Annotated in this window: 17 protein-coding genes; 6 read left to right on the forward strand and 11 right to left on the reverse strand. The window is 68.7% G+C overall.

Annotation, left to right across the window (positions count from 1 at the left end):
- Positions 1-77: 77 nt before the first annotated feature.
- The 4 genes from BW733_RS09245 to BW733_RS09260 all read left to right on the forward strand — a co-directional run bounded on the left by BW733_RS09245 (position 78) and on the right by BW733_RS09260 (position 5634).
- Positions 78-1889: an ABC transporter ATP-binding protein gene (locus BW733_RS09245; RefSeq protein WP_077349898.1), complete on the forward strand. Its 1812-nt coding sequence runs from the start codon at positions 78-80 to the stop codon at positions 1887-1889.
- Positions 1890-2610: 721 nt separating this feature from the next.
- Complete coding sequence (locus BW733_RS09250; protein ID WP_161490197.1) at positions 2611-3117, forward strand: C39 family peptidase; 507 nt, start codon at positions 2611-2613, stop codon at positions 3115-3117.
- Between the two features lie 197 nt (positions 3118-3314).
- Positions 3315-4361: a hypothetical protein gene (locus BW733_RS09255; RefSeq protein WP_077349902.1), complete on the forward strand. Its 1047-nt coding sequence runs from the start codon at positions 3315-3317 to the stop codon at positions 4359-4361.
- Between the two features lie 112 nt (positions 4362-4473).
- A complete protein-coding gene (locus BW733_RS09260; protein ID WP_077349904.1) occupies positions 4474-5634 on the forward strand; it encodes a DUF2207 domain-containing protein in 1161 nt (386 codons plus the stop codon).
- A gap of 107 nt (positions 5635-5741) precedes the next feature.
- Here the strand turns inward: BW733_RS09260 and BW733_RS19380 are convergent, their stop codons facing one another.
- The 9 genes from BW733_RS19380 to BW733_RS09295 all read right to left on the reverse strand — a co-directional run bounded on the left by BW733_RS19380 (position 5742) and on the right by BW733_RS09295 (position 18231).
- The gene (locus BW733_RS19380; protein ID WP_237268137.1) at positions 5742-5981 is read right to left on the reverse strand and encodes a hypothetical protein; all 240 of its coding nucleotides are present in this window, start codon (positions 5979-5981) and stop codon (positions 5742-5744) included.
- Between the two features lie 120 nt (positions 5982-6101).
- Positions 6102-6665 carry an NAD(P)-binding domain-containing protein gene (locus BW733_RS19385; RefSeq protein WP_237268138.1) on the reverse strand — a complete coding sequence of 188 codons (564 nt, stop codon included), beginning with the start codon at positions 6663-6665 and terminating at the stop codon, positions 6102-6104.
- Positions 6666-6667: 2 nt separating this feature from the next.
- Positions 6668-6814, reverse strand: coding sequence for a hypothetical protein (locus BW733_RS19390; protein WP_237268139.1), 147 nt, complete (start codon positions 6812-6814; stop codon positions 6668-6670).
- A 174-nt stretch (positions 6815-6988) separates the two neighbouring features.
- On the reverse strand, positions 6989-7261 hold the full coding sequence (locus tag BW733_RS09270; RefSeq protein WP_077349906.1) for a hypothetical protein: 273 nt from the start codon (positions 7259-7261) through the stop codon (positions 6989-6991).
- 101 nt (positions 7262-7362) lie between these two features.
- The gene (locus BW733_RS09275) at positions 7363-12861 is read right to left on the reverse strand and encodes an ATP-binding protein (protein WP_077349908.1); all 5499 of its coding nucleotides are present in this window, start codon (positions 12859-12861) and stop codon (positions 7363-7365) included.
- Between the two features lie 328 nt (positions 12862-13189).
- Positions 13190-15682, reverse strand: coding sequence for a polynucleotide kinase-phosphatase (locus BW733_RS09280; RefSeq protein WP_077349910.1), 2493 nt, complete (start codon positions 15680-15682; stop codon positions 13190-13192).
- Complete coding sequence (locus tag BW733_RS09285; protein WP_077349911.1) at positions 15675-17087, reverse strand: 3' terminal RNA ribose 2'-O-methyltransferase Hen1; 1413 nt, start codon at positions 17085-17087, stop codon at positions 15675-15677. Before BW733_RS09285 ends, BW733_RS09280 begins: the two co-directional genes overlap by 8 nt.
- Before the next feature lie 57 nt (positions 17088-17144).
- Positions 17145-17675, reverse strand: coding sequence for a hypothetical protein (locus tag BW733_RS18260; RefSeq protein ID WP_077349913.1), 531 nt, complete (start codon positions 17673-17675; stop codon positions 17145-17147).
- 31 nt (positions 17676-17706) lie between these two features.
- Positions 17707-18231 carry a hypothetical protein gene (locus BW733_RS09295; RefSeq protein ID WP_077349915.1) on the reverse strand — a complete coding sequence of 175 codons (525 nt, stop codon included), beginning with the start codon at positions 18229-18231 and terminating at the stop codon, positions 17707-17709.
- A 221-nt stretch (positions 18232-18452) separates the two neighbouring features.
- On the opposite strand from BW733_RS09295, the gene BW733_RS09300 reads away from it, so the two are divergent.
- Both BW733_RS09300 and BW733_RS09305 read left to right on the forward strand, forming a co-directional pair.
- Positions 18453-19907, forward strand: a complete 1455-nt coding sequence (locus tag BW733_RS09300; protein WP_077349917.1) for a sensor histidine kinase — start codon at positions 18453-18455, stop codon at positions 19905-19907.
- Entirely contained in the window at positions 19904-20569 is a 666-nt protein-coding gene (locus BW733_RS09305; RefSeq protein ID WP_077349919.1) for a response regulator transcription factor, read from the forward strand. Before BW733_RS09300 ends, BW733_RS09305 begins: the two co-directional genes overlap by 4 nt.
- A 12-nt stretch (positions 20570-20581) precedes the next feature.
- Here BW733_RS09305 and BW733_RS09310 read toward each other — a convergent pair whose 3' ends face one another.
- Together BW733_RS09310 and BW733_RS09315 are read right to left on the reverse strand one after the other, a co-directional pair.
- Complete coding sequence (locus BW733_RS09310) at positions 20582-20998, reverse strand: hypothetical protein (protein ID WP_077349921.1); 417 nt, start codon at positions 20996-20998, stop codon at positions 20582-20584.
- Between the two features lie 78 nt (positions 20999-21076).
- Positions 21077-22255: an MFS transporter gene (locus BW733_RS09315; RefSeq protein WP_077349923.1), complete on the reverse strand. Its 1179-nt coding sequence runs from the start codon at positions 22253-22255 to the stop codon at positions 21077-21079.
- Between the last annotated feature and the right edge of the window lie 125 nt (positions 22256-22380).

Raw genomic sequence — 22380 nt, forward strand, 5'->3', positions numbered from 1 at the left:
CGGGAAGGGGAAGGTCGCCGTCGGGGTTAGTGATTGTTGGTGGCGCCGTCTAGAGTGCGGGCCGAAGGGTAGGCAGCATGCGCAGCATCGTCAGGATTCTCGTCACGGCCAGGGAGCTGTGGCACCTCTACATCGGCATCATCGTCGGAGCGGTCGCGATCGCCGCGACGGCGCTGCTGATGCCGTTCGTGATCGCCCGGGCCACCGACACCGTCGTGGCCATGGCCAGCGACAAGGGCGGCAGCATCGCCGACCTGCTCTGGCTGGCAACCGCGCTGCTTGGGCTGTCGTTGGCCAATACGCTGCTGACCAACATCACCGGCTACTGGGGCGACCTGATGGCGACCCGGCTGCGGGCGATCCTCTCGCAGCGCTACTTCCACAAGCTGCTGCGCCTGCCACAGCGCTACTACGACAACGAGCTCACCGGAACGATCATCTCCAGGCTGAACCGCTCGATCACCTCGATCACGGACTTCCTGCAGATGTTCTCCAACAACTTCTTCCCGATGCTGATCACGGTCTTCGCCGTGCTGATCATCTCGCTTGTCTACTCGCCGTGGCTCGCCCTGCTGCTGATCATCATCTACCCGACGTTCGTCTGGCTGACCGCGCTCACGTCGAAGAAGTGGCAGGTGTGGGAGCACCAGAAGAACGAGCACTACGACATCGCGGGCGGCCGCTTCGCCGAGGTGATCGGCCAGATGCGCGTGGTGAAGTCCTTCGTCACCGAGCGCGGCGAGCTGAAGAAGTTCGGCGACCACTACACCGACGCCGTCGGACTGACCGCGTCGCAGTCGGGGTACTGGCACCGGATGGACAGCATCCGCCGCGCCGTCCTAGACGTCGTGTTCTTCGTCGTCTACGCCATCCTCTTCGTGCAGACGGCGCAGGGGGCCTTCAGCATCGGCGTCATGGTGATGCTGATCCAGCTGGTCAACATGGCCAAGCAGCCCGTCACCGGCATGAGCTACCTGGTCGACACGACGCAGCGTGCCATCGCGGGAAGTCGAGAGTACTTCACCGTCATGTCCGAGATCGACGAGCCGAACAACCCGCTCGACCTTGACGAGTCCGGGGCCGTCCAGCCGGTCGTCGAGTGGCGTGAGGACAACCCCGTCATCGCCTTCGACGACGTCAACTTCGGCTACGGCGACACCACCGAACTGGTGCTCAAGGACATCAATCTCGCCATCGACCGCGGCGAGCGGGTCGCCTTCGTCGGCGAGTCGGGCGGTGGAAAGACCACGCTGGTCAACCTGCTGATGAAGCTCTACCCGGCCACGTCGGGAACAGTCGAGGTGCACGGCCAGTCGGTCCGCGACGTCCCGTCCGAGCTGCTGCGCCGCGAGATCGGCGTCGTCTTCCAGGACGCGAGCCTGTTCAGCGGCACCATCCGCGAGAACATCGCCTACGGCCTGGACGGCGTCACGGACGAACAGCTGGAGACGGCGGCCCGACGGGCGAACGCGATGGGCTTCATCTCCCGCCTGAAGGACGGCTTCGACACCGAGATCGGCGAGCGGGGCATCAAGCTCTCGGGCGGTCAGAAGCAGCGGCTCTCGGTCGCGCGGGCCCTGCTCAAGGACGCCCCGATCCTGATCCTGGACGAGGCAACCAGCTCGCTCGACACCAAGTCGGAGCGTGCCGTCCAGGCCGGGTTGGATGAGCTTATGGAGGGCCGCACGACGCTGATCATCGCGCACCGCCTGTCGACCATCTCCTCGGTCGACCGGATCGTCACGCTGCGTGAGGGACGCATCGACGAGATCGGCACACCCGCCGAGCTGGCCACCACCGGCGGCATCTACGCCGAACTGCTCGCGCTGCAGGGATCGACCTCGAAGGCAGACAAGGCGAAGCTCGCCCGGTACGACATCGTCCGCTGAGCCGCCTGGTCCTCACCGCTCGACCCGCGTTGGTCCGGGGCCTGCCCGCTGCCGAGGCCCTGCGTGCTTCGACGCGCCTGTGCCGTGGACCGACGCGGCCCCCGCCACGTTTAGGACCTCCGATCACATCTGTTGCAAAACGATGTTTCGGACCCTATAGCAGCGCTCGGACATTTACGCGCTCAGTGCCGTGGTGGGCGTACCCCAATGCGGCAAGCCCATCGACGAAAGTTGGTAGTTCTGCCCCGCAACCCACATCCTCACCTAATGCACACCTACCGTTCGTAGTAGATCAGCAGTGAGTGATCGGCTCACGGTAGCGCCGACGCACCTAGGGCCTCGATCCTCGTCATAACCCAACCCCGCGGAGTACAAATGCGGCGCACCCGCCAAACAGCAACCAGACTGACTGTGGCGGTCATGACTACGTTCCTGCTCGCCCTGCCTATACATGCATGGGCCGACACTGGCACTGAGACGACTGACGACACCGAGTTCGGACTCGACTACACCCCTCCGAGCGAACGGGATGAGCAATCGCCCGAAGCTGAAGAGCACATCGTGGAAGCACTGCTCGCCTACGAAAGGGTCGCTGGTCTGACAGCGAGCGATCACGCAGCCATCGACGCCGAGCTTGCCGAGATGGAGAAGAACAATCCTGAAGCGGTCCAAGCTGATGTCACGCGCCTCTGTCACCCCACCCACCGCCCGGACTTTCGTGATGACTCACCAGAAGCAGACCAACGGGTACTACTGCGGGCCGGCGACGGCCTCGATGATCGCCAAGTACAAGGGCAAGACCTACTCCCAGGCAACCCTGGCCGGAAGCAGCTACCTGAAGACCGACGCCAACGGTGCAACCAAGTGGGCGCTCAAGGTGATGGCCCCCACGCTGAACAAGATCGTCGGCACCACCGAGTTTCAGCAGATCCAAAGCCCAACGTTGGCCAGCCTGAAAGCCTCGTTCGTCAACAACATCGAAGGAAACTACCTCCCGGTCGCCATCGACACCTACGAGTACGCGAACTCGGCACATTACAACGGTCATCCCAAGAGCAAGAACATTGGGCACTGGATCGTTGGCCACGGGTATAGCGGCAGCGGCAGTACGCTCGCGTTTCATGATCCCGCGCAGGGTGTGTGGTCAGGTGTCACCGTTCCGGAGACCTTCAGCTATTCGGCTTCGGGTTTCCATCAGTGGGTGACGACGAACGGGATCGTCGCGTGACCTACCCGTGTAACGGATTCGGAATGGCAGGGCTGCTCGTCACAGCAGCCCTGCTGCCCGGCTGCACCGCAGCACCGCAGCCCACCCTCACACCCACCATCGCGGCCACAACCAGCGCTCCTCCGACCTCGACAAGTGGATTGGCAGATCCTCACGCCATCACTGACGCAACGGGCGTCACCTTGAAATTCCCCCTCGTGGAACTCGAGGATGCCAAGCCACTGACCCTGCCCGAGGTCGCGAAGATCACACCCGCTCCGCCTGGTCAGGACCACACAATCCTGCTCGCGCTCAGCAACGACAGGGCTCTGGTTACCGTCTCCCCCAGCGAGAACTTCGATGGACCCGCGCTCATGAAGAGTGGAAGGGTCGGTCTCCTCAGCGACGACGGCGCTATCGACCTCTTTGCCGACACCTCTGGCATCCGCTCCGATGGCCTCCTACGTCAGACATACGCCGGCGACATAGACGAGCAGTGGGCAGTATGGATGGAGACCAGTTCGCAGAATATGTTTGAGTCGAACTGGCGGCTCTTCGCCCAAAACATCAACGGCGGCCAGCCCATCCTTGTGGCTGCAGCTGAGGATCAGCGGAAGGCGACCACGGAGTATCTACCCCTAGTTGGAGGAGACCCCTTTCCCCGCCTATCTGAAGGGCTCGTGTGGTGGTGGACAGCCCACGAACAACCCGATGGAACTTTCCAGCCCAGGATCCTTGCCGCCGACCCCGCCGGCGGAGAACCCAAAGAGATGCTCACCCTCGGCGCGCAACTCTCACCAGTCACCGGAGGCGTTGTTGCTGTGAAGCTTTCCGAAGCGGACGAGCATCCACAGACCGGAATCGTCCGCATCGACACCGACGGCTCAGTGACCGATCTTGTCCGCTTCACTCAAGACACAGAAGCACAATGGGGCGCCCGGAAACTCGCTTCCAGCGGCGACATCGTCGCCATGACCACTGAAGACGCCGTGTTGGTCATGGACACCAGCGCACACCCCATAGCCAAGATCCCGATACCGAACGACCGCGAAGTATGGGACCTCGACGTCTGTGCAGGAAAGGTCGTCTTCACCCCGTACTTACCCGAAGACGGCGACCAAGTGGTCATCTACGACACGGCCACCACCACACTCAACACCATCCATGTCCCAAAGGCCGAAACCGAAAACTACTGCGCAGCTCAGCGCGTCAGCTGGACACAGAACGAGAACAACTGGACCAGCCACACCATCGCCAACTGGTAAGGGACGGGTCTGTCCGGTGGTGGGAGGCCGCGTGCAGAGATGCATGGGCGCTGGAGTGACCACCACCGCGCCCCGGCCGCGGAGTGGTTGAGTCATCCGCGACACTGGATCCATGACCTCCATGGATATCGGGGCCCTCGGCATCGCGATCGTCGTCGGCGGTGTGATGTTCCTCATCGGTGCCCTCGCCAACCGCTTCTTCCACGACCGCATCTTCGTTGGCCTGACGCCCGGCCTCACCCCGGCGCCCGGCCAGACGGCGCCAGTCACCCGCGTCCAGCCGAAGCGGGAGTATTCGGGCGAGGTCCCCGTGGCCTTCTCGCCCCCGCGCGGGCTGCGCCCGGGACTGGTCGGCACCATCGTCGACGGCCAAGCGGATATGCGCGACCTGACGGCCACCATCGTCGACCTGGCGGTGCGCGGCTGGCTCAAGATCGAGGCGGTCGACGTCGACGCCAAGCGCCAGAAGGACCCGAAGAAGAAGGCCCGCGACTGGCGGATCACGCCGAGCGACGCCGCCCCGCCGGCCGACCGCCTGGACCAGTTCGAGAGCGACCTGCTGAACTCCCTGCGCGGCATGCCAGGCTCGGAGGGCGGGGTGTTGATGAGCCGCTGGTCGAAGCAGCGCTCGGCCGACCTGCGCAACGCCCAGGACAACCTGTACCACCAGACCGTCGAGAACGGCTGGTACGAGAAAGACCCCCGGCCCACCTCGCTCGGCTGCCTCGCCACGCTCGGCTGGATCGCACTGATCGGCTGGTGCCTCCTCGTCTTCGCGAACCGGCTCTCCATCTGGACGATCCTGAGCGCCCTGATTCTCGTCGCGGGAGGCGTCTTTCTCACGAAGCGGCTGAAGCCTCGGGTGCCCCGCACCGCCGTCGGAACGGCCACAATGATTCAGGCGCTCGGCTTCAAGAAATACCTTGCCACCGCTGAGGCGGACCAGTTCAGCTTCGAGGAGGCGGCAGGCATCTTCAGCCGCTACCTGCCCTACGCGCTGGTCTTCGGCGTTGCGGAGCACTGGGCGAAGGTCTTCGGCGAGGTCGCCCAGCGCAGCCATGACCTCGGCGGCCCCGACGTGTTCGAGGGGCTGCTCTGGATGGACCTCGGCATGGACGTCGCGTGGAACCTGGCGTTTATGGCGGACCTCGGCGGCATCTTCGACGTCGGAGACGTGATTGGCGGCGTCGGCGACTTCGCGGAGGGGATCGGCGGTTTCGTCGAGGGGGTCGGTGACTTCATCTCCGACATCGACATCGATTTCGACTTCTAGCCGGCCAACCGGTCGCTGACGGCGATTGCCGCGACTCGGCCCGCCCTGGTCGCGCAGATGGTCGAGGCGGTCGGGCCGTGGCCGACGAGTTGGATCCTGTTCGACTTCTAGCCGGCCAGCTGGTCCCTGACGGCGATAGCTGTGACCCGGCCCGCCCTCGTCGCGCCGATGGTCGAGGCGGACGGGCCGTAGCCGACGAAGTGGATCCTGCCGTCCCGGCTCGCGCTGGTGTAGGTGTGCGGGTCGCGCGGAGCCAGCAGTTGGATGCCGCCCTCCGGCCCGCCGAGCCGCAGCGGCGTGAGGTGGTTGACGCTCGGCCGGAACCCGGTCCGCCCAGAGGATCGCATCGGCCCGCTCGAAGTGCCCGTCGGCCCAGCGGACGCCGTCCTCCTCGACGCGGGCGAACATCGGGCGACGCGCGTCGTAGATGCCCATCTCGGCCGCCCGGCGTTCCTGCGGGCGCAGCATCAGGCCGGTGACGCTGACCACCGACCTCGGGGGCAGCCTTGGCGGACCCGGTCCTCGACCAACGCGACCGCCTCGCGCCCGGCGTCGGGATTGAACTCGCCCGTGCGCCAGACCGGTTCACGCCTGGTGGTCCACACGATCTCGGACGCGATGCCCGCGAGTTCCCCGATGGACTGGACGGCCGAGGCGCCGCCACCCACGACGACGCCCCGCAGTCCGCGGAAGAACTCCGGGCCCGGATAGTTGGCCGTGTGGAACTGGGGACCCTTGAAGGTGTTCACGCCCGGGTAGAAGGGCAGGAACGGGGTGTCCCAGGTGCCCGTGGCGTTGACCACGGAGCGGGTCTCCCAATCGCCCGCGGTGGTGCCGACCAGGAGCGGGGCGTCGTTCGCCTCCCCGAGCGGGGTCACCTCGAGCACGGTGACCGGACGCTCGACGGGTAGGTCGAAGTGGGCCTCGTAGCTGGCGAAGTACTCAGGCACGGTGACGTTGGCGCGCGCCGTCGGGTCGACGTTGGGCACCGGCATGCCGGGCAGCTCGGCCACGCCGTGTACGTCGTGCATGGTCAGCGAGTCCCAGCGGTGCTGCCACGCTCCGCCGGCGCGCTCGTTGGCGTCGAGGACGACGAGCCGATGCCGAGCCGTTGCAGGTGGTAGGCAGCCGAGAGCCCCGCCTGACCTGCCCCGATCACGACGGCCTCGACTCGCTTCATTTGCACCCCTTCCCCGTCGAGCATAGGTCGCGGCCCCTCGCGGCTGGTGTGGTCTCGGCGCGGTGCCTGGGCGTGCGCCTTGAGCACTTTCCGGAACTCGTTCGCCGACACGCCGAGGCGGCCCGGCGTGTCGCGAAACGAATTCGGAAAAGTGCTCAACGAAAGGAGCCCGGCTCAGCCCAGGATGACCAGCTCGCTCGTCGCCCTCGTCATCGCGACGTAGCGGTCGACGGCGCCGCGGACGCCTTCGCCCCAGACTTCTGGGCGGACGAGCACGACCAGGTCGAGCTCGGGTCCCTTCGTCAGCTCCGGCGCGAGCGAGCTGACCCGCTCTTGACGAGCTTGTCCATCCGACGCGTCGAGACGCCGGCGAGGTAGCAGTCGGCGATCATGGCGGCGTGACCGGTCTGTCGTGCACAGTTCTACGAGGAGCGGGATCAGTGCCAATAGAGGCACGAGTCTCGCTCACCGTAGGTTTGTGCACGCCTTTCACCGACCACCGCTTCACCGCCCACCGCTGCGACGGCGTCCGCTCTGCGGGTGGGCGGTTACTTCCCGTAGGCCTCGATCGTCTCGATGATCGCGGGGCGGATCTGGGCGGCGGAGATCACCTTGTCGACCGAGCCGACCTCGACCGCGCGGTGGATGCTGTGGATGCCGTCGAACTCGGCGGCGATCTCCGAGATTTTCTCGGCGCGCACCGCCTTGCGGATGTCCTCCAACTCCACCTGCAGCGCCGCGCGCTCCTCGGCCGAGGCCGATCGCAGGCGGGCGCCCAGCCCGGCGACCCGGGGATCGGCAGCGGTCCGCGTCTCCACGTCTCGGGCGAACACGACGGCCGCTGCGGGCGCCCCACCGATCACCGAGGCGAAGCTGCCCTCGACGGCGAGCACCGTCATGTTCGGGTTCAGCTGCTTCGAGAACACCACGAACGCGCCGCCGTGGTAGCGCGAGATGACGACGAAGACGATCGGCCCGTCGAAGTTGACGATGGCGCGGCCGATCTCGGCGCCGTACTCGAGCTGCAGGTTGCGCATCGACTCGGGCGATCCGTCGAAGCCGGACAGGTTGGCGAGCACCACGAGCGGACGGTTGCCGGAGGCCGCGTTGATCGCGCGGGCCGTCTTCTTCGACGAGCGCGGGAACAGGGTTCCCGCGGTGAAGGTGTCGGGTCCGTCGGTGGGAGGGAAGCCCGCCCGAGGCACCGGCTTCGACTCGATGCCGAGCACCGCGACCGAGTGTCCGCCGATCCTGGCGTCGATCACCACCGATGTCTCGGCCTCGGCCATGCCTGCCCACCGCTCGACCCGCTCGTGGTCCTGGTCGGTGACCGCGGCGATGACGGTGCGGATGTCGAACGCCTTCTTCCGGTCAGGGTTCGTCTCGGGGGAGAAGATCTGGCCGACCGTCGTGAAGTCCGAGCCCTCCGCCTGGTGCGGGAAGTCGGATACGTCGCGGTCCGACGGGTCGGTCGTCTCGGCGTGACGGGGACCGTCCTCGCCTGGCACGACGTAGGTGTGGTCGTAGTGCGACAGCAGGATCTCCATGGCCGCGCCCAGGTTCGGCGCCCAGTACTGCGCCTGCCCGTTGGGGCCCATCACGCGGTCGTAGCCGCCGATGCCGAAGTTGTCCTCGGCGGAGACGCCGCCGGAGAAGTCGAGCGACTGCTTGCCCGTGAGCACCATCGCCGAGTCCGGGGTCATCACGAGGATGCCCTTGGTGTGCATCAGCATCGTGGCCTCGGCGTTCCAGTACGGCTGGGCGCCGACGTTGATGCCTGCCACGACGATGTTGATCTCGCCGCCGTCCTGGGTGAACTCGACGATCCGACGCAGCGCGGCGCCGACCCAGTCCATGTTCTCGGTGCCCGAGTCGCGCGAGATCTTCGCGCCCGAGCTGAGCGTGAACCACTCGAGCGGGACGTCGAGCTCGTCTGCAAGGTCGATCGCCGCGATGATGCGGGAGCATTCGGGTTCGGCGAGCGCGCCGAGGCCCTTCGTCGGGTCGCCCGACAGCACGATCCGGGTGATTCCCTCGGGATGCAGCGGGGTCGGGGTGGTGACCTTCGCGACGATGATGGCCGCCTTGTTCAGGCCCGGGTCCCGGTTGGCCTCGACCAACCTGCCGTCGGCGTCGAAGTCGAGCTCGGTCAGCGTCCCGCCCGGTCCCGCGAGCGTCGAGGACAGCTCGTAGGGGTAGACGAGGCCGCGACGGCGCGCGCGGAGCACCTTCCCGGCGTAGTCGTCGAGCGGCTTGAGCGGCTCGGTTGGCGGCGGTCCTACCGTCGCCGTGACTCCGGCGCCGGGCTGGGAGTGGAACCGCACGGCGAGCGGAATTAGGCGGTCGCCCTGACGGAAGCGGCCCTGGCAGAGGACCTCCTCGATGCCGGCGCCGTCGGAGAGCGGGGTGATCTTCGACTGGAGAGGGGTGATGTCCTCCAGCGACAGCTCGACCTCGGGCCACACGTCGATCCAGACGTGGTTCATGTCGAGCTTGCTTCCCGCCGCGCCGCGGGAGGCGCGGGTGCGGCGGATCGCCTCGAGACAGTTGGCGACCGCGCGCTCCGCATGCGGCAGGGCGAGCAGGTTGCCCTCGCGGTCACGGACCGCGGCCAACTGACGGACCTGGCCCATCGCGACCAGACGACGGTCGTTCGGGTTCGACTTCGCGACGCATTCGAACAGCCACACGTCCTCCGGTGCCGGAAGGCGCGTCACGTCGAACTCGCGCAGCCGCCACAGGTCGAGGCGCCGCCCGGCCATCGGGTGCAGCCCGCGCACGAGCTCGTCCTCGACGGGAACGCCGTCGGTGAAACGGAACGTGTAGTACTGCACCTCGCCGTCGGCGGTGCACACGCCGATGGCGATCCGCTTGACCTCGGAGGGCAGGTTCCAGGAGGCGAGGATGCGGGCCAGTTCGTCGGCCGCGTCCTCGGGGTCGGGCTGGGCCGCGAAGCGCACGTACAGCTCGCCCACCGCGTCGTCGCCGTCGCCCCGGGCGGCAAAGCCGTCGGCGAGGACGCGGTGCAGCGGGCCGTCGGCAGCCAACTCGTCCGAGGTGCCGACCGTGCTGACGAAGCGGCGCGTTCGCCCGTCGAGCACGTAGTCGGCGGTCACCACGGCGCGACCGTCGACGGTCGCGCGCCCGATGCCGGAGAGCCCGTACTCGCTGTAGTACTTGTGCAGAAGCACCTCGAGCATCGGCTCGACCGCGGGAACCCCCTTGCCGAGGCGCGAGGCGAGGTAGTTGGCCGTCCACTCGTGCACGTTGGCCAGCGCGCGGGTGCGTTCGACGTAGTCGGCGGCCTGCGGATCGGCCGCGAGGGCCTCGATCTCGTCACCGAAGCCGGCGAGGACGGCGTCGCGCTCGGCATCGACCTGCGGCTGGTCGAACCAGCGGAACCGGACGGAGCGGGTCATGTCGCCGATGGCGGGGAAGCGGAGCTGGGTTGCCCGCAGCACGCGCTCGAGTTCGGCTCGCGCGGCGTCGGACTGGTCCGCCGCGGGAGCGGGTTCGTTCATCCACCGGCCGAGGATGCCGAGCACGATCGGCAGATCGGCGTTGACGCGCTTCTGGGCGAGGAAGATCCGGAACACGGCCTCCTCCAGTTCGGGCGTCCGGTCGAGCGAATCGACGCCGTAGTGGCGCAGCACGCGGCCCAACCGGTCGACGAACTGCGCGGGCAGCTTGGAGCGTTCGGCGTCGAGCGTGGTCAGATACCGGTGGAAGTGCTCGCGGTCGGAGTGGATCCTCAGTTCGGTGTGGTCCTGCTCACCGAACGGACGGTTACGCGACAGTTCGGCGAGATCGGCGAACAGCCCGATCAGGGCGATCTCGCCCGGGAGGACGTCTCCGCCCTCCTCGCGCACCGCTTCGCGCGCGTCGAGGTAGGAGGCGAGCGTCTTCTCCGACGGGTCCGACTCAAAGCCGAGCAGGATGGCGGAGAGGTCCGCGCGCAGCCGGTCGGCGCGCGCCACGGCGTCCCGGTCGGCGAGCGGGGCGGGCAGTTCGACCTCGGCGGCCTGCTGGCCCGCCTCCTCCTCGCCGGCGCCGATCGGTTCGAGGCGCACCAGCGGCGCCATCGTCTCGACCTGGGAGCCGGTGATGACGTGCAGTTCCTTGACGACGGCCTCGAACGGGGCCGGAATGACCGTCTCCATCTTCATCGACTCGAGCACCACGACGGGTGCGCCGGCGTCGACCTTGTCGCCCACAGCGACCGGGGTGGCGACCACCAGCGCCGGCGCGGGGGAGCGGAGAACGCCGCCCTCATCGCGCGAGACCCGGTGCATGACGCCGTCGACCTCGATCAGGTGGACGGGGCCGTGCGTTGCGCTGATGATCCGGAAGACGGTGTCGCCGACGCGGATCCGGCCGTGCACCTCGTCCAGGCGGGTCAGCTCCGCGTTGACGGCGGTGCCGTCCACGACGACGCGGTAGCGGCCGGGGCCGGTGGCGTAGGTGACGACCTGGTGCACGACGCCGCGCAGCTTCAGCTCCACCGAGGCGCCGGCCTTGTGCTGGGTCTGGGGGCGACCGCCCTGCGCCGTGCTGAGCAGACGCTCCGACTCGAAGCCGGTGGCCTCCTCGTAGGCCTCGATCGCGGCCACCACGAGCGCGACGCCCGCGTGCTCGTCGGCGACGAGCCCGCCCTCCGCACGGACGCGGTCGATCCACCCGGTGTCGGCCCATTCGACCTTCGCGGCCCGGCGCGCGGACTCGGCCGGCGGGCCGGTGACCTCGGGCTGGGACAGCAGTTCGAGGACGAAACTCTTGTTCGTGGCGCCGCCCTCGATGACGACGGTGGTCTCGCGCATGGCGCGACGGAGCCGTCCGAGCGCCTCCTCGCGGGTGCGGCCGTAGGCGATGATCTTGGCGATCATCGAGTCGAAGTCGGCGGGGATGGTGTCGCCCTCTGCGACGCCGGTGTCGACCCGCACGCCGGGACCGGCCGGCAGGTCGAGGCGCGCGATCCGGCCGGGTGCGGGCGCGAAGTCGCGGTCCGGGTCCTCGGCGTTGAGCCGGGCCTCGACGGCGTGGCCGAACTCGGTGGGGCGGTCGGTGAGCGTGCCGCCGGACGCGACATGGATCTGCGCCTTCACAAGGTCGAACTCGTTGGTGACCTCGGTGATCGGGTGCTCGACCTGGAGGCGGGTGTTGACCTCGAGGAAGGCGAAGAGATGCTGGCCGGGGTGGTACAGGAACTCGACCGTGGCCGCGCCCCGGTAGCCGACGCGCAGCGCGAGCCGCTCGGCGGCGGCCTTCACCTCGGCGGTCTGTTCGGGGGTGAGCAGCGGCGAGGCCGACTCCTCGATGATCTTCTGGTTGCGGCGCTGGACGGTGCAGTCGCGCACGCCGAGCGCCCAGGCGGTCTCGCCGTCGGAGATCAGCTGCACCTCGACGTGGCGGGCGCCGGTGACCAGCTTCTCCAGGAACACGACGCCGGAGCCGAACGCGCGCTCGGCCTCGTCGCGGGTGCGCTGGTAGGCGTCTGCGAGGTCTTCGGCGCCGTCGACGCGGCGGATGCCGCGACCGCCTCCGCCCGCGGTCGCCTTGAGCATGAGCGGGTAGCCGATCCGGTCGGCAGCAGCGAGCGCGTCGTCGAGGGTGTCGACGCCACCGCCTGACCAGGGCGCCACCGGCACCCCGACCTCCTCGGCGATCAGCTTCGAGCCGATCTTGTCTCCGAGTTGGCGCATGGCCTCGCCCGAGGGCCCGATGAAGGTGATCCCGAGGCTTTCGACCAGATCGGCGAAGGCCGCGTCCTCCGCGACGAAGCCCCAGCCGACCCAGACGGCCTCGGCGTTGGACTCCTGCAGCACGCGGGCGAGTAGTTCATGGTTCAGGTACGGGCGCTCGGAGGCGGGGCCGATCGGGTAGGCCTCGTCGGCCTCGCGGGCAAACATGGCGGAGCGCTCGCCTTCGGTGTAGAGCGCGATGGTGACGAAGGGGTCCCGGTCTGGATGTTCAGCATTGAGATCGCGGACGGCGTGGATGAGCCTCATGGCTGACTCGCCTCGGTTGACGATCGCGATGCGCTTGAACATGTAACCTCCTGGGCACGACGGATGCCGGACTATGCAAGACTTCCGCATCCGGGGGCCCTGGGGCCGTTGTCTCGCCCCCAATGTCGGTTGGCGATGTTTGTGGGGTATCCACAAGGGCCGAGCCCGCGCCGACGACGTGAGCCAGTCGACGGGGAAGGCCGTTGGGCGTCCGACCTCCCGATCGGGGCGATGCGGACCTGGCAGGGCGTTTTGCGTCGTGTGGCTCCGTCAGGCGGGAACCCGGCGCAGAGGCCAGAGGAGCTCCGCCAGGGTGGCGCAGCACAGCCCGAGTCCCCACGCCGTGTGAACTGTGCACACCTGCCGAGGGTCAGAGCCGCGGGTCGACGGGCTCCGACTCCATGGCGAGGACGGCGAAGACCGCCTCGTGGACCCGCCACAGCGGCTCTCCCCGCACCAGGCGGTCGAGCGACTCCAGCCCCAGCGCGTACTCGCGCAGCGCAAGGGAGCGCTTCTTTCCGAGGTTCCGGTCCCGCAGGCGCGTCAGGTTGTGCTCAGCGAGGTAGTCGGGGCCGTAGATGATGCGCAGGTACTCGCGGCCTCGCACCTTGAGGCCCGGCTGGACCAGCTGGGGGTGCCGCACCAGGTTCGCGAGCGGCTTGACCACCATCCCCTCGCCACCGGCTCCCGTCAGGTCCTCCCACCAGGCCACACCGGCGTCGGTGCTCGCCTCATCGCCAGTCGCGACCCGCAGCCGTCTGGTCGGCCGGACGAGGGCCGGATCGGCCTCGACCAGCCGGTCGGCGAGGGACAGGTGCCACAGGTGGTCCCGGTCGGCGAAGGTCGCGCCCTCGGCCGCGAGCAGTTGGAACGGGGCGATCTGGATGCCGTCGAGGCCATCGGTCGGCCAGGCGTAGCGCCGCCAGGCCTGGTTGTACCTGGCCATGGCGTCGGCGCGGAAGCGGGTCCGCTCGAGCAGGTCGGACACGTCGAGGCCCCGCGCGGCCGAGCGTTCGAGCGCCTCGACCTCGGCGGTCAGCGCCTGGGTTCCGGCCGAACCGGTCGCGGCGTACTGCTCGCGCAGGAGGGGGCCAGCCTTCATCGACCAGGGCAGGATCTCCGCGTCGAAGAGCAGCCAGTCGGTGTCGAACTCGGCGAACAGGCCCGCCTCGGTGGCGGCCGTCGTGAGGCGGTCGAGGAAGCGTCGCTGCAGGTCGTCGGGGAAGAAGGCGCGGCCGGTGCGCGTGTAGACGGCTCCGAGCTCTGGGTGGAGCCGCACGACGGCCCGCGAGCCCATGTGCTTCTCCTCGCAGAGCACCTCGTCGACGCCCCATGCCCGGTACTGCGAGAAGGCCCCGTCCGGGTGTTCGAGGTACCCGTCACGCCGGGACGACGCGACCGGCGACATGGTCGGAGGCAGATACGGCACGAGGGAGGGATGCAGCGCGAAGCGGCTCATCACCTCGAGCGCCCCGGCCGCCGAGTCCGCCCGCACGGCCACCCTTCCGTGGTGCGCCGTCTCGACGTGGTGCTGGCCGAGCACGTCGGTGAGCCGGAGCTCGTCGGTGCCGCGCCCCGTCGACGTGGTGAACGGCTTGGCCGGCTCGTAGTGGACGGCGTGGGCGTCGACCTGCACCGTCTCGCGCTCCGGGTAGCGCAGCGCAGAGAGCCGACCGCCGAACGCGCAGCCCGTGTCGAGGCAGAGCGTGTTGTTGATCCACTCGAGCCTCGTGGTCGGCGTGTGACCGTAGACGACCATCGCCCGGCCGCGGTACTCGTCCGCCCAGGGGTAGCGCACGGGAAGCCCGAACTCGTCGGTCTCGCCGGTGGTGTCGCCGTAGAGCGCGAACTGGCGGACGCGCCCCGAGGCCCTTCCGTGATAGGTCTCCTTGAGCCCGGCGTGGGCGACGACGAGGTTCCCGTCGTCGAGCACCAGGTGTGAGACGAGCGAGTAGCACCAGTCGCGCACGGCCCGACGGAACTCGGGCGTCTCCCGCTCGAGCTCCGCGAGCGTCGTCTCCAGGCCGTGCGTGGCCTTGACCTTCGCGCCGTCGAGCGCCCGGATCAGCTTCGCCTCGTGGTTGCCCGGCACTGCCAGCGCGTTGCCGGAGGCCGTCATGCCCATCGCCAGCCTCAGGACGCCGACGCTGGAGGGGCCCCGGTCGACGAGGTCGCCGACGAAGACCACCGTGCGACCGTCTGGGTGTTCGGCGTCGACCGGTCGACCCTCGGCGTCGGTGGTGACGGCGTAGCCGAGGCGATCGAGCAGCTCGACCAGTTCGTCCAGGCAGCCGTGCACGTCTCCGACGATGTCGAAGGGGCCGTGCTGGTCGCGGTGGTCGTTGAGCAGCGGCTCGCGGACGATCTCGGCTGCCTCGATCTGTTCCGGGGAGCTCAGGGTGTGCACGACGCGGAAGCCCTCGCGCTGCAGCCCCCTGAGCGACTTGCGCAGCTGCGCCTCCTGGCGCCGGACGGGTCCGGGGCCGAACTGGCGGTCCGCGCGCGACTCGTTGCGCGCGATCGCCGTCGCAGGGTCGACGTCGAGCACGATCGCCACGGGAAGCACGTCGTGATCGCGCGCGACGCGGATCAGGTTGGCGCGGGCATCCTTTGACACATTCGTCGCATCAACGACCGTGAGCAGGCCGCGGCGCAGCCTCACCCCGACGAGGTGGTGCAGGACGTCGAAGGCGTCGGCGGAGGCGCTCTGGTCGTTCTCGTCTCCCGAGACGAGGGCACGGCAGAAGTCGGAGCTGACCGCTTCGAAGGGGGAGAACTTCTGCGCCGCGAAGGTCGACTTTCCCGAACCGGAGACGCCGATCAGGACGACGAGGCAGAGCTCGGGGATGCGGATCTCAGCCACGGTGGCTCCTCTCGTCGATGCGGGTGAACAGGGCGAGCTGCGTCGGCGGGCCGGATTCGGGGTCCTCGTCGCCGACCGGCCGATACTCCACCGTGTAGCCGGTCCGCGAGGCGACGCCGTCGGCCCAGGTCCGGAACTCCTCGCGCGTCCACTCGAAGCGGTGGTCGGGGTGCCGAAGCTCTTCCGGTGCCATCCCGAACAGATGATTGTGCTCCACGTTGGGCGTGGTCACCACGACGTGGCGGGGTCGGGCGGCGCTGAAGACGGAGCGCTCCAGCGAGTCGTGCCGGTTGGGCTCGATGTGCTCGACGACCTCTACGAGAAGGACGGCGTCGAAGCCGCTGAGGTCGTCATCGATGTAGGTGACCGACGACTGCTTCAGGGAGATCCGGGCCCGCTGCTGGTCGGAACGGCGCTCCAGCCCGAGCTTGCGCTCGGCGCGGTCGAGCTCGCGCGCCGAGACGTCAAGGCCGAGGATCCGCGTGAACCGCGGGTCGTCGAGCAGGGCGCGCAGGTAGAAGCCCTCGCCACAGCCGACGTCTGCGACGCTGCGGGCGTCGACGTCGCGCAGGGCGTCGAGGACGGCGTCCAGGCGGCGCAGCTTGAGCGGTGGGGGCGGCGCGTCCTCGTCAGTAGGGGCCTCCTCCACGCGGTCGTCGAGGGCATCGAGCCGGGTGAGCGCGTCGTCGACCCAGTCGCGCCGGGCGGCGAGGTACCGGCGCGTGATGAGGTCGCGCTCGGGATGGGTGGCAAGCCACCCCTCGCCGCGGCGGATCAGCTTGTCCACCTCCTCCATGGACGCGTGGTAGTGCTTCGCGTCGTCCAGAACTGGCAGCAGGACGTAGAGGTGGCTGAGCGCGTCGGCGAGCCGCTGGTCGCCGGTGAGGGTGAGGTCCAGGTAGGGAGAATCTCCCCAGCCGAGGCCCGGGGCGAGTTCCGAGACGCCCACCTCGACGCTCCAGCCGAGAGGAGCGAAGAGCCGCTCGACGAGGTCGGCCCCGCCCTCATCGCCGCGACCAGCCCGCGCGGCGACGGCGGGGAGGTGAAGCCTGAGGGGAAGCCGGACGTCGGGGAGCTCCGGACGGGCGGTGCAGGTACCGCGCATGGCCGTGCTGAAGATGCGTCCGATCGCGACGGAGAGCATCGAGCCCGCCGCGTAAGGGCGGTCGTTGACGTAGCTGGCGATGCTGCCCGGATCGCCCCTGCGCCCGCGGCGCCTTGCCAGCGAGATCGAGTCGACCTCGATCTGCAGCGCGACGGTGCAGCGCTCGGCGGTGGCCTCCGGGTAGTGGACGAAGGCAGAGCCGAAGGAAAGGTCGAACTGCTGGACCCGGTCGGGATGCTTGTGGAGCAGGTATCCGAGGTCGCTCGCCTGGGCGGCGGTCGAGGTGAGGGTCAGCAGCATGCCCCCGATTGTTGCAGGTCAGACCGGGCAACGCCGTCGAGTCGCGGCAGGCCTGGCTCAGTCGTCGCGGTCGTCACCGTCGTCGCGGGCATCTCCGTCGTGGCGGGCGTCATCCTGATCCCTGTCGTGGTCATCGTGATCGTCCCTGTCGCTTCGCTCGTTCCCATCGTGGGGGTCGTCGTCGCCGCGGTCGTGGTCGTCCTTGCGGCTGTGGCCGTTGTCCGTGTCGTCGTCGCCGTCCGAGCTGCTCCCAAGACGCGCCGACGGGCTTGTCGAAGGAGCAACTGACGGCGCTGACGCAAGGGGCGGGGCCGAGGTGGTCGGCAACGCATCGTCGCCGACCACCGGCCCCTCCGGCGGGACGCTGCCCGCCTCTGTCGCCTCGGGGAGAGCCGGGGTGGCGACAGGGGTCGTGGTGCCCGAGGTAGGTGTGGGGCGCGCACTGGTTGCCGCCTCGCCTTGGCTGGAGGAGGTGGGCCCGGACCCACCCGGTGCCGGTGGGATCAGGAGGGCCACCAGGCCCGCGATGAACCCGGCACCGACGATGCAGGCCCCGACGATCAGAGCTGTCGTTGACCTGCTGGCCATCGTTCAGTCCTCCCGTGCCCGAGCCGGGTGGTCAGTCGTCGTCCCCGTCGTCGTCGGAGTCGTCCGCGTCGTCATGGGAGTCGTCCCGCTCGTCGTCCGCGTCGTCCCGATCATCGGAGTCATCGCGGTCATCGTCCGCGTCGCGGGCATCGTCGCGGTCGTCCGTGTCGTCGTCCCAGCGGTCGTCGCGGTCGTCTTCACGATCGGAGTCATCGCGGTCGTCCGAATCGTCGTCGCGGGAATCGTCGCGGTCGTCGTCCCAGCGGTCGTCCCGATCGTCATTCAGGTCGTCCCAGCGGTCATCATCGTCGTCGTCCCAGCGGTCGTCGTTCAGCGGGGTGCTGACCGGGGCGGGAGCGACCGGAGCCGGGGATGCCGGCGAGGTCGGCGAGTCGGGGGAGGCCGTCTGGATGGCGGGTGCGGGCATCGCCGGGGCGTAGGTGCTGGCGGGCTGAGCGTCCTGCGGGGCTGCGTACGAGGTGAGCAGTCCGCCGCCGACAGCGGCGATCCCGAACGCTCCGGCCAGGATCCAGGGGGTGGTCTTCTTGATCGCCATGGTTCGTCTCCTTCGTAGTGGCTGATGTGTTCCATCACACCGGCCGAACATGAGGGCACCAGCCCCGTGGAGGTGAGAGGTTCCTCATGCGGATGACCCGCGCTCAGATGAGAGAGCTCTCAGAAATCCCTCATCCTCGGCTCAGTAGGATCGGCGACCATCGCAGCCATGGAGCTGAGCGGACGCGACTGCGCGGCCCGCGCGGCGGGCAGGATGGTCCCATGACCCCGCAGAGTGAGCAGGCGGCAAAGGCGAGCCTCCGCACCCGGATCATGGTGCCGATGATCCTGCTCACCGGGCTCGCCCTGATCGCGGCGGGGGCCATCGTCGCGGTGATCGAGAGCCGCAACGTCGAGTCGAGCGTCGATCAGCGGCTGATGCGCATCCGCGACGAGTTGCGGGTGCTGGCCGACAAGGGCGTCGATCCGGAGACAGGCAAACCGTTCGCGGAGCCCGCCGACCTGCTGCAGACCTTCATGGAGCGCACCGTGATCGGCGAGACCGAGGGCGAGGTCGTCTTCACCGGCGACCGGGTGGCGCTCGTCCCAGAAGGGGTGACCGCGCTTCGCCTCCAGGACGATCCCCAGTTGATCGAGGCGGTCAGCCCGCACGCCGTCGGAAACGAGGTGGTGATCACCAGCATCTCGACGGATCAACGGCGCTATCGCGTGCTGGTCGCTCCGGTCCAGTTCGGCACCTCGCAGGGGGCGCTCGTCTACGCCTACGACATGCGGGCGATGATGCAGCCGCTGCGCGGCACCATGCTCATCTACGCGGTCGTCGCCTGCGTGCTGCTCGCCCTCGTCGCGCTGATCGCCTGGCCGCTCGTCGGCCGACTGCTCCGGCCGATCGAGGAACTGCGCCGTGCGGTCGACTCGATCGACGAACTCGACCTCACCACCCGGGTCCCGGTCCGCGGCCGCGACGAGCTCGCGGCCCTCACCGGCACCGTCAACCGGATGCTCGACCGAGTTCAGCGCACCGTCGGGGACCAGCGCCAACTTCTCGACGACGTCGGCCACGAACTGCGCACCCCGATCACCGTCGTGCGCGGCCACCTCGAGCTGGTCGACCCGTCCGACCCGTCTGACGTCGTCGCCACCCGCGACCTCGCCATCGACGAGGTCGACCGGATGGGCGTGCTGATCAACGACCTGCTCGTGCTCGCGAAGGCTGGGCAGTCGGACTTCGTCGTGCCCGCCTGGACCGATCTGGCCCCGCTGACCGACCAGACCCTCGAGAAGGCGCGCACCCTCGGCAACCGTCGGTGGCGGCTGGAGAGCGTCGCCGCCTCCGAGGCGTGGGTCGATCCCATGCGCATCACCCAGGCCTGGCTCCAGTTGGCGGCCAACGCCGTCAAGTACTCCGACGACGGATCGGTCATCGGGCTCGGCTCGAGGATCCACCGGGGCGAGGCGGAGCTGTGGGTCAGGGACCAGGGGATCGGGATCGCCGCCGACCAGCTCGACCATGTCCGGGAGCGTTTCGGCCGCGGGCGGGAGGCGTCGTCGCATGCGCAGGGTGCCGGGCTCGGCCTCAGCATCGTCGAGTCGATCCTCGTCGCGCACGGCGGGCGGCTCGACATCCAGTCCACCGAGGGGATCGGGTCGACCTTCACCATGGTCGTCCCGCTCGCCCCAGCCAATGAACCCCAGCCGAAGGAACCTGAGCAGTGAGCACAGTTCTGATCGTGGAAGACGAGGCGCGGATCGCGTCCTTCATCGCCAAGGGCCTGAAGTCGGCGGGCTTCACGTCCCACCAGACGGCCTCGGGGGCGGAGGGCGCGACGCTCGCCGTCCACGGCAACTTCGATCTCGTGATCCTCGACGTCGGCCTGCCCGACCTCGACGGCTTCGAGGTGCTGGAACGCATCCGTGGCCAAGGGGTGACCGTGCCGGTGATCATGCTGACGGCCCGCTCGTCGGTGGAGGACCGGGTCGCCGGCCTAGAGGGCGGGGCCGATGACTACATGCCGAAGCCGTTCTCGTTCGAGGAGCTCCTTGCCCGGATCCGGCTGCGGCTGCGCTCTGAGCGGCCGAACGCGCAGGACGGGGCGACGCAGCTCAGCCACAACGGGCTGACGCTGGACTTCCGCACCCGTAAGGCGCAGGTCGACGGGGAGTGGGTCGATCTGTCGGCGCGCGAGTTCACGCTCGCAGAGACCTTCCTGCGCAACGCGGGCCAGGTGCTCAGCCGAGAACAGCTGCTCAGCAACGTCTGGGGGTTCGACTTCGACCCCGGTTCGAACGTGGTCGACGTCTACGTCCGCTACCTGCGCGGGAAGCTGGGCAAGGAGCGCTTCGAGACGGTCCGGGGGATGGGCTACCGACTGGTCTGAGGCGGAGTCGGCTCAGCCGTCGTCGCCGTCATCATCGTCGTCGACGTCGTTCGCATCATCGTCATCGTCATCGTCGTTGGTGGCGGTGACCGGTGCCGGCTTCGGGCGGGGCGGCTTGACGGTTCGCGGAGCGCTCGCGCTGGCGGGCGTGCTCGCCGCGGCGCTGGTCTTCGGAGCGGTCGACGGAGTCGGGGTGGGCGTCGCGCTCGCAGCGTCGGCCGTCGGGCTCGGCGTATCGGGCGTCCGGGTGCCTGCGGGGGTGGCTGAGCCGGACGGACCGGCGGTAGGTGCGGAGCCGGGCTGGGAGACGACGATCGCAGGTTCGGGATCGGGGTCGCCGTCCGGTGAGGCGAGCGCGGTCACGACCCAGCCCGCCAACAGGCCGAGCACCACGACGATGCCGACGCCAAGGATCCGCTTCTTCTGCATCTTTCCTCCCTCAGAGATTCACCATTCAACCCGCCTGGGATGAGGGGGGCGTCAGGCGCGGATGAGAGAGTTCTCATCTCATTCGGTGACGTGGCGGCCGAGCCGGACGAGCGGGATGAACCCGGCGGTGCCGAGGAGCGCGGTGATCCACAGGAAGTTGCCCACGCCGATCGCCTCGCTGGCCCAGCCTGCGGCCAGCGCGCTGATCGGCATGATGCCCCACACGATGAAACGCACCGACGCGTTCATCCGGCCGAGCAGGTGCGGCGGGCAGAGCCGCTGTCGCAGGGAGACCTGGGTCACGTTGTAGGTGAGCACGGCGCCGTTGCCGATGAATGAACCGGCGATCAGCACCACGAGTGAGGATGTGCGGTCGGGCAGGGCAAGAGCGAAGGGGTAACAGAACACGGACAGGGCCCCGGCGAGGGTGGAGAACCGCACAGCGTTCGCCGTCCCGATCCTGCGTGCGATCCTGCCAGCCGCCCCGGCGCCGAGCAGGCCGCCGACCGCGCCGAGGGTCATGATCAGGCCGTACTGGAAGGCCGAGAATCCGAGCAGCCGCAGGATCACGATGGGCACGAGGGTGAAGGTCGCCGTCGAGGCGAAGTTCGTCAGGAACGACGCGAGCGTGATCCGGCTGATCGCCGGCTGACGGAACACGAACCCGAGCCCCTCCGCGATCTCGCGGCGCAGGTTCCTCGGCGGGGGAGTGCCACGCTTCTCGCGGTACTCGGCCTCGTGGTCGCGCGTGACGAGGAGGAACCACCAGCTGACCAGGTAGCCGACGGCGTCGGCGAGAAGCAGGACAGGGGCGCTCACGATCTTCAGCAGCAGGCCGCCGAGCGCCGGGCCGGCGAGCCGTGCCAGCTGCGCAGTCGCCTCCATCCGGGAGTTGGCCCGCGAGATCAGCCCAGGAGCGACGAGCATCGGGATGAAGCTCTGGTAGGCGACGTCGAAGAACACCGTCGCGATGCCGATCACGGCGGCCACGACGTAGAGGTGCCACAGTTCAAGCAGCCCGAGGAAGTAGAGCGTGGGGACCACCGCGATCGCGATGCCGCGCGCGAGATTCGCCCAGATCATGGTCGGCCGCTTGAACCACCTGTCGACCCAGGCGCCGGCTGGAAGGCCGAGCAGCAGGAAGGCGGCCGTCGAGGCGGCGTTCAGATAGCCGAGCTGCGATTCGCTGGCGTGGAGCAGGTCGACCGAGATCACGGGCAGCGCGACCGCGCCGAGCTGGACGGCGAAATGGGACAGCGATTCGCCGGTCCAGAACTTGTTGAAGTTTCCTGTCCAGCCCCGGGTTTCGCACCCTGCTCACACTCCTGAGAACCATCGGACGCGCGAGGTCGGGCGGCTGCCCGGAGCGGCGATCCTACTCC

Source organism: Tessaracoccus flavescens (genome assembly GCF_001998865.1).
Lineage (GTDB): Bacteria > Actinomycetota > Actinomycetes > Propionibacteriales > Propionibacteriaceae > Arachnia > Arachnia flavescens.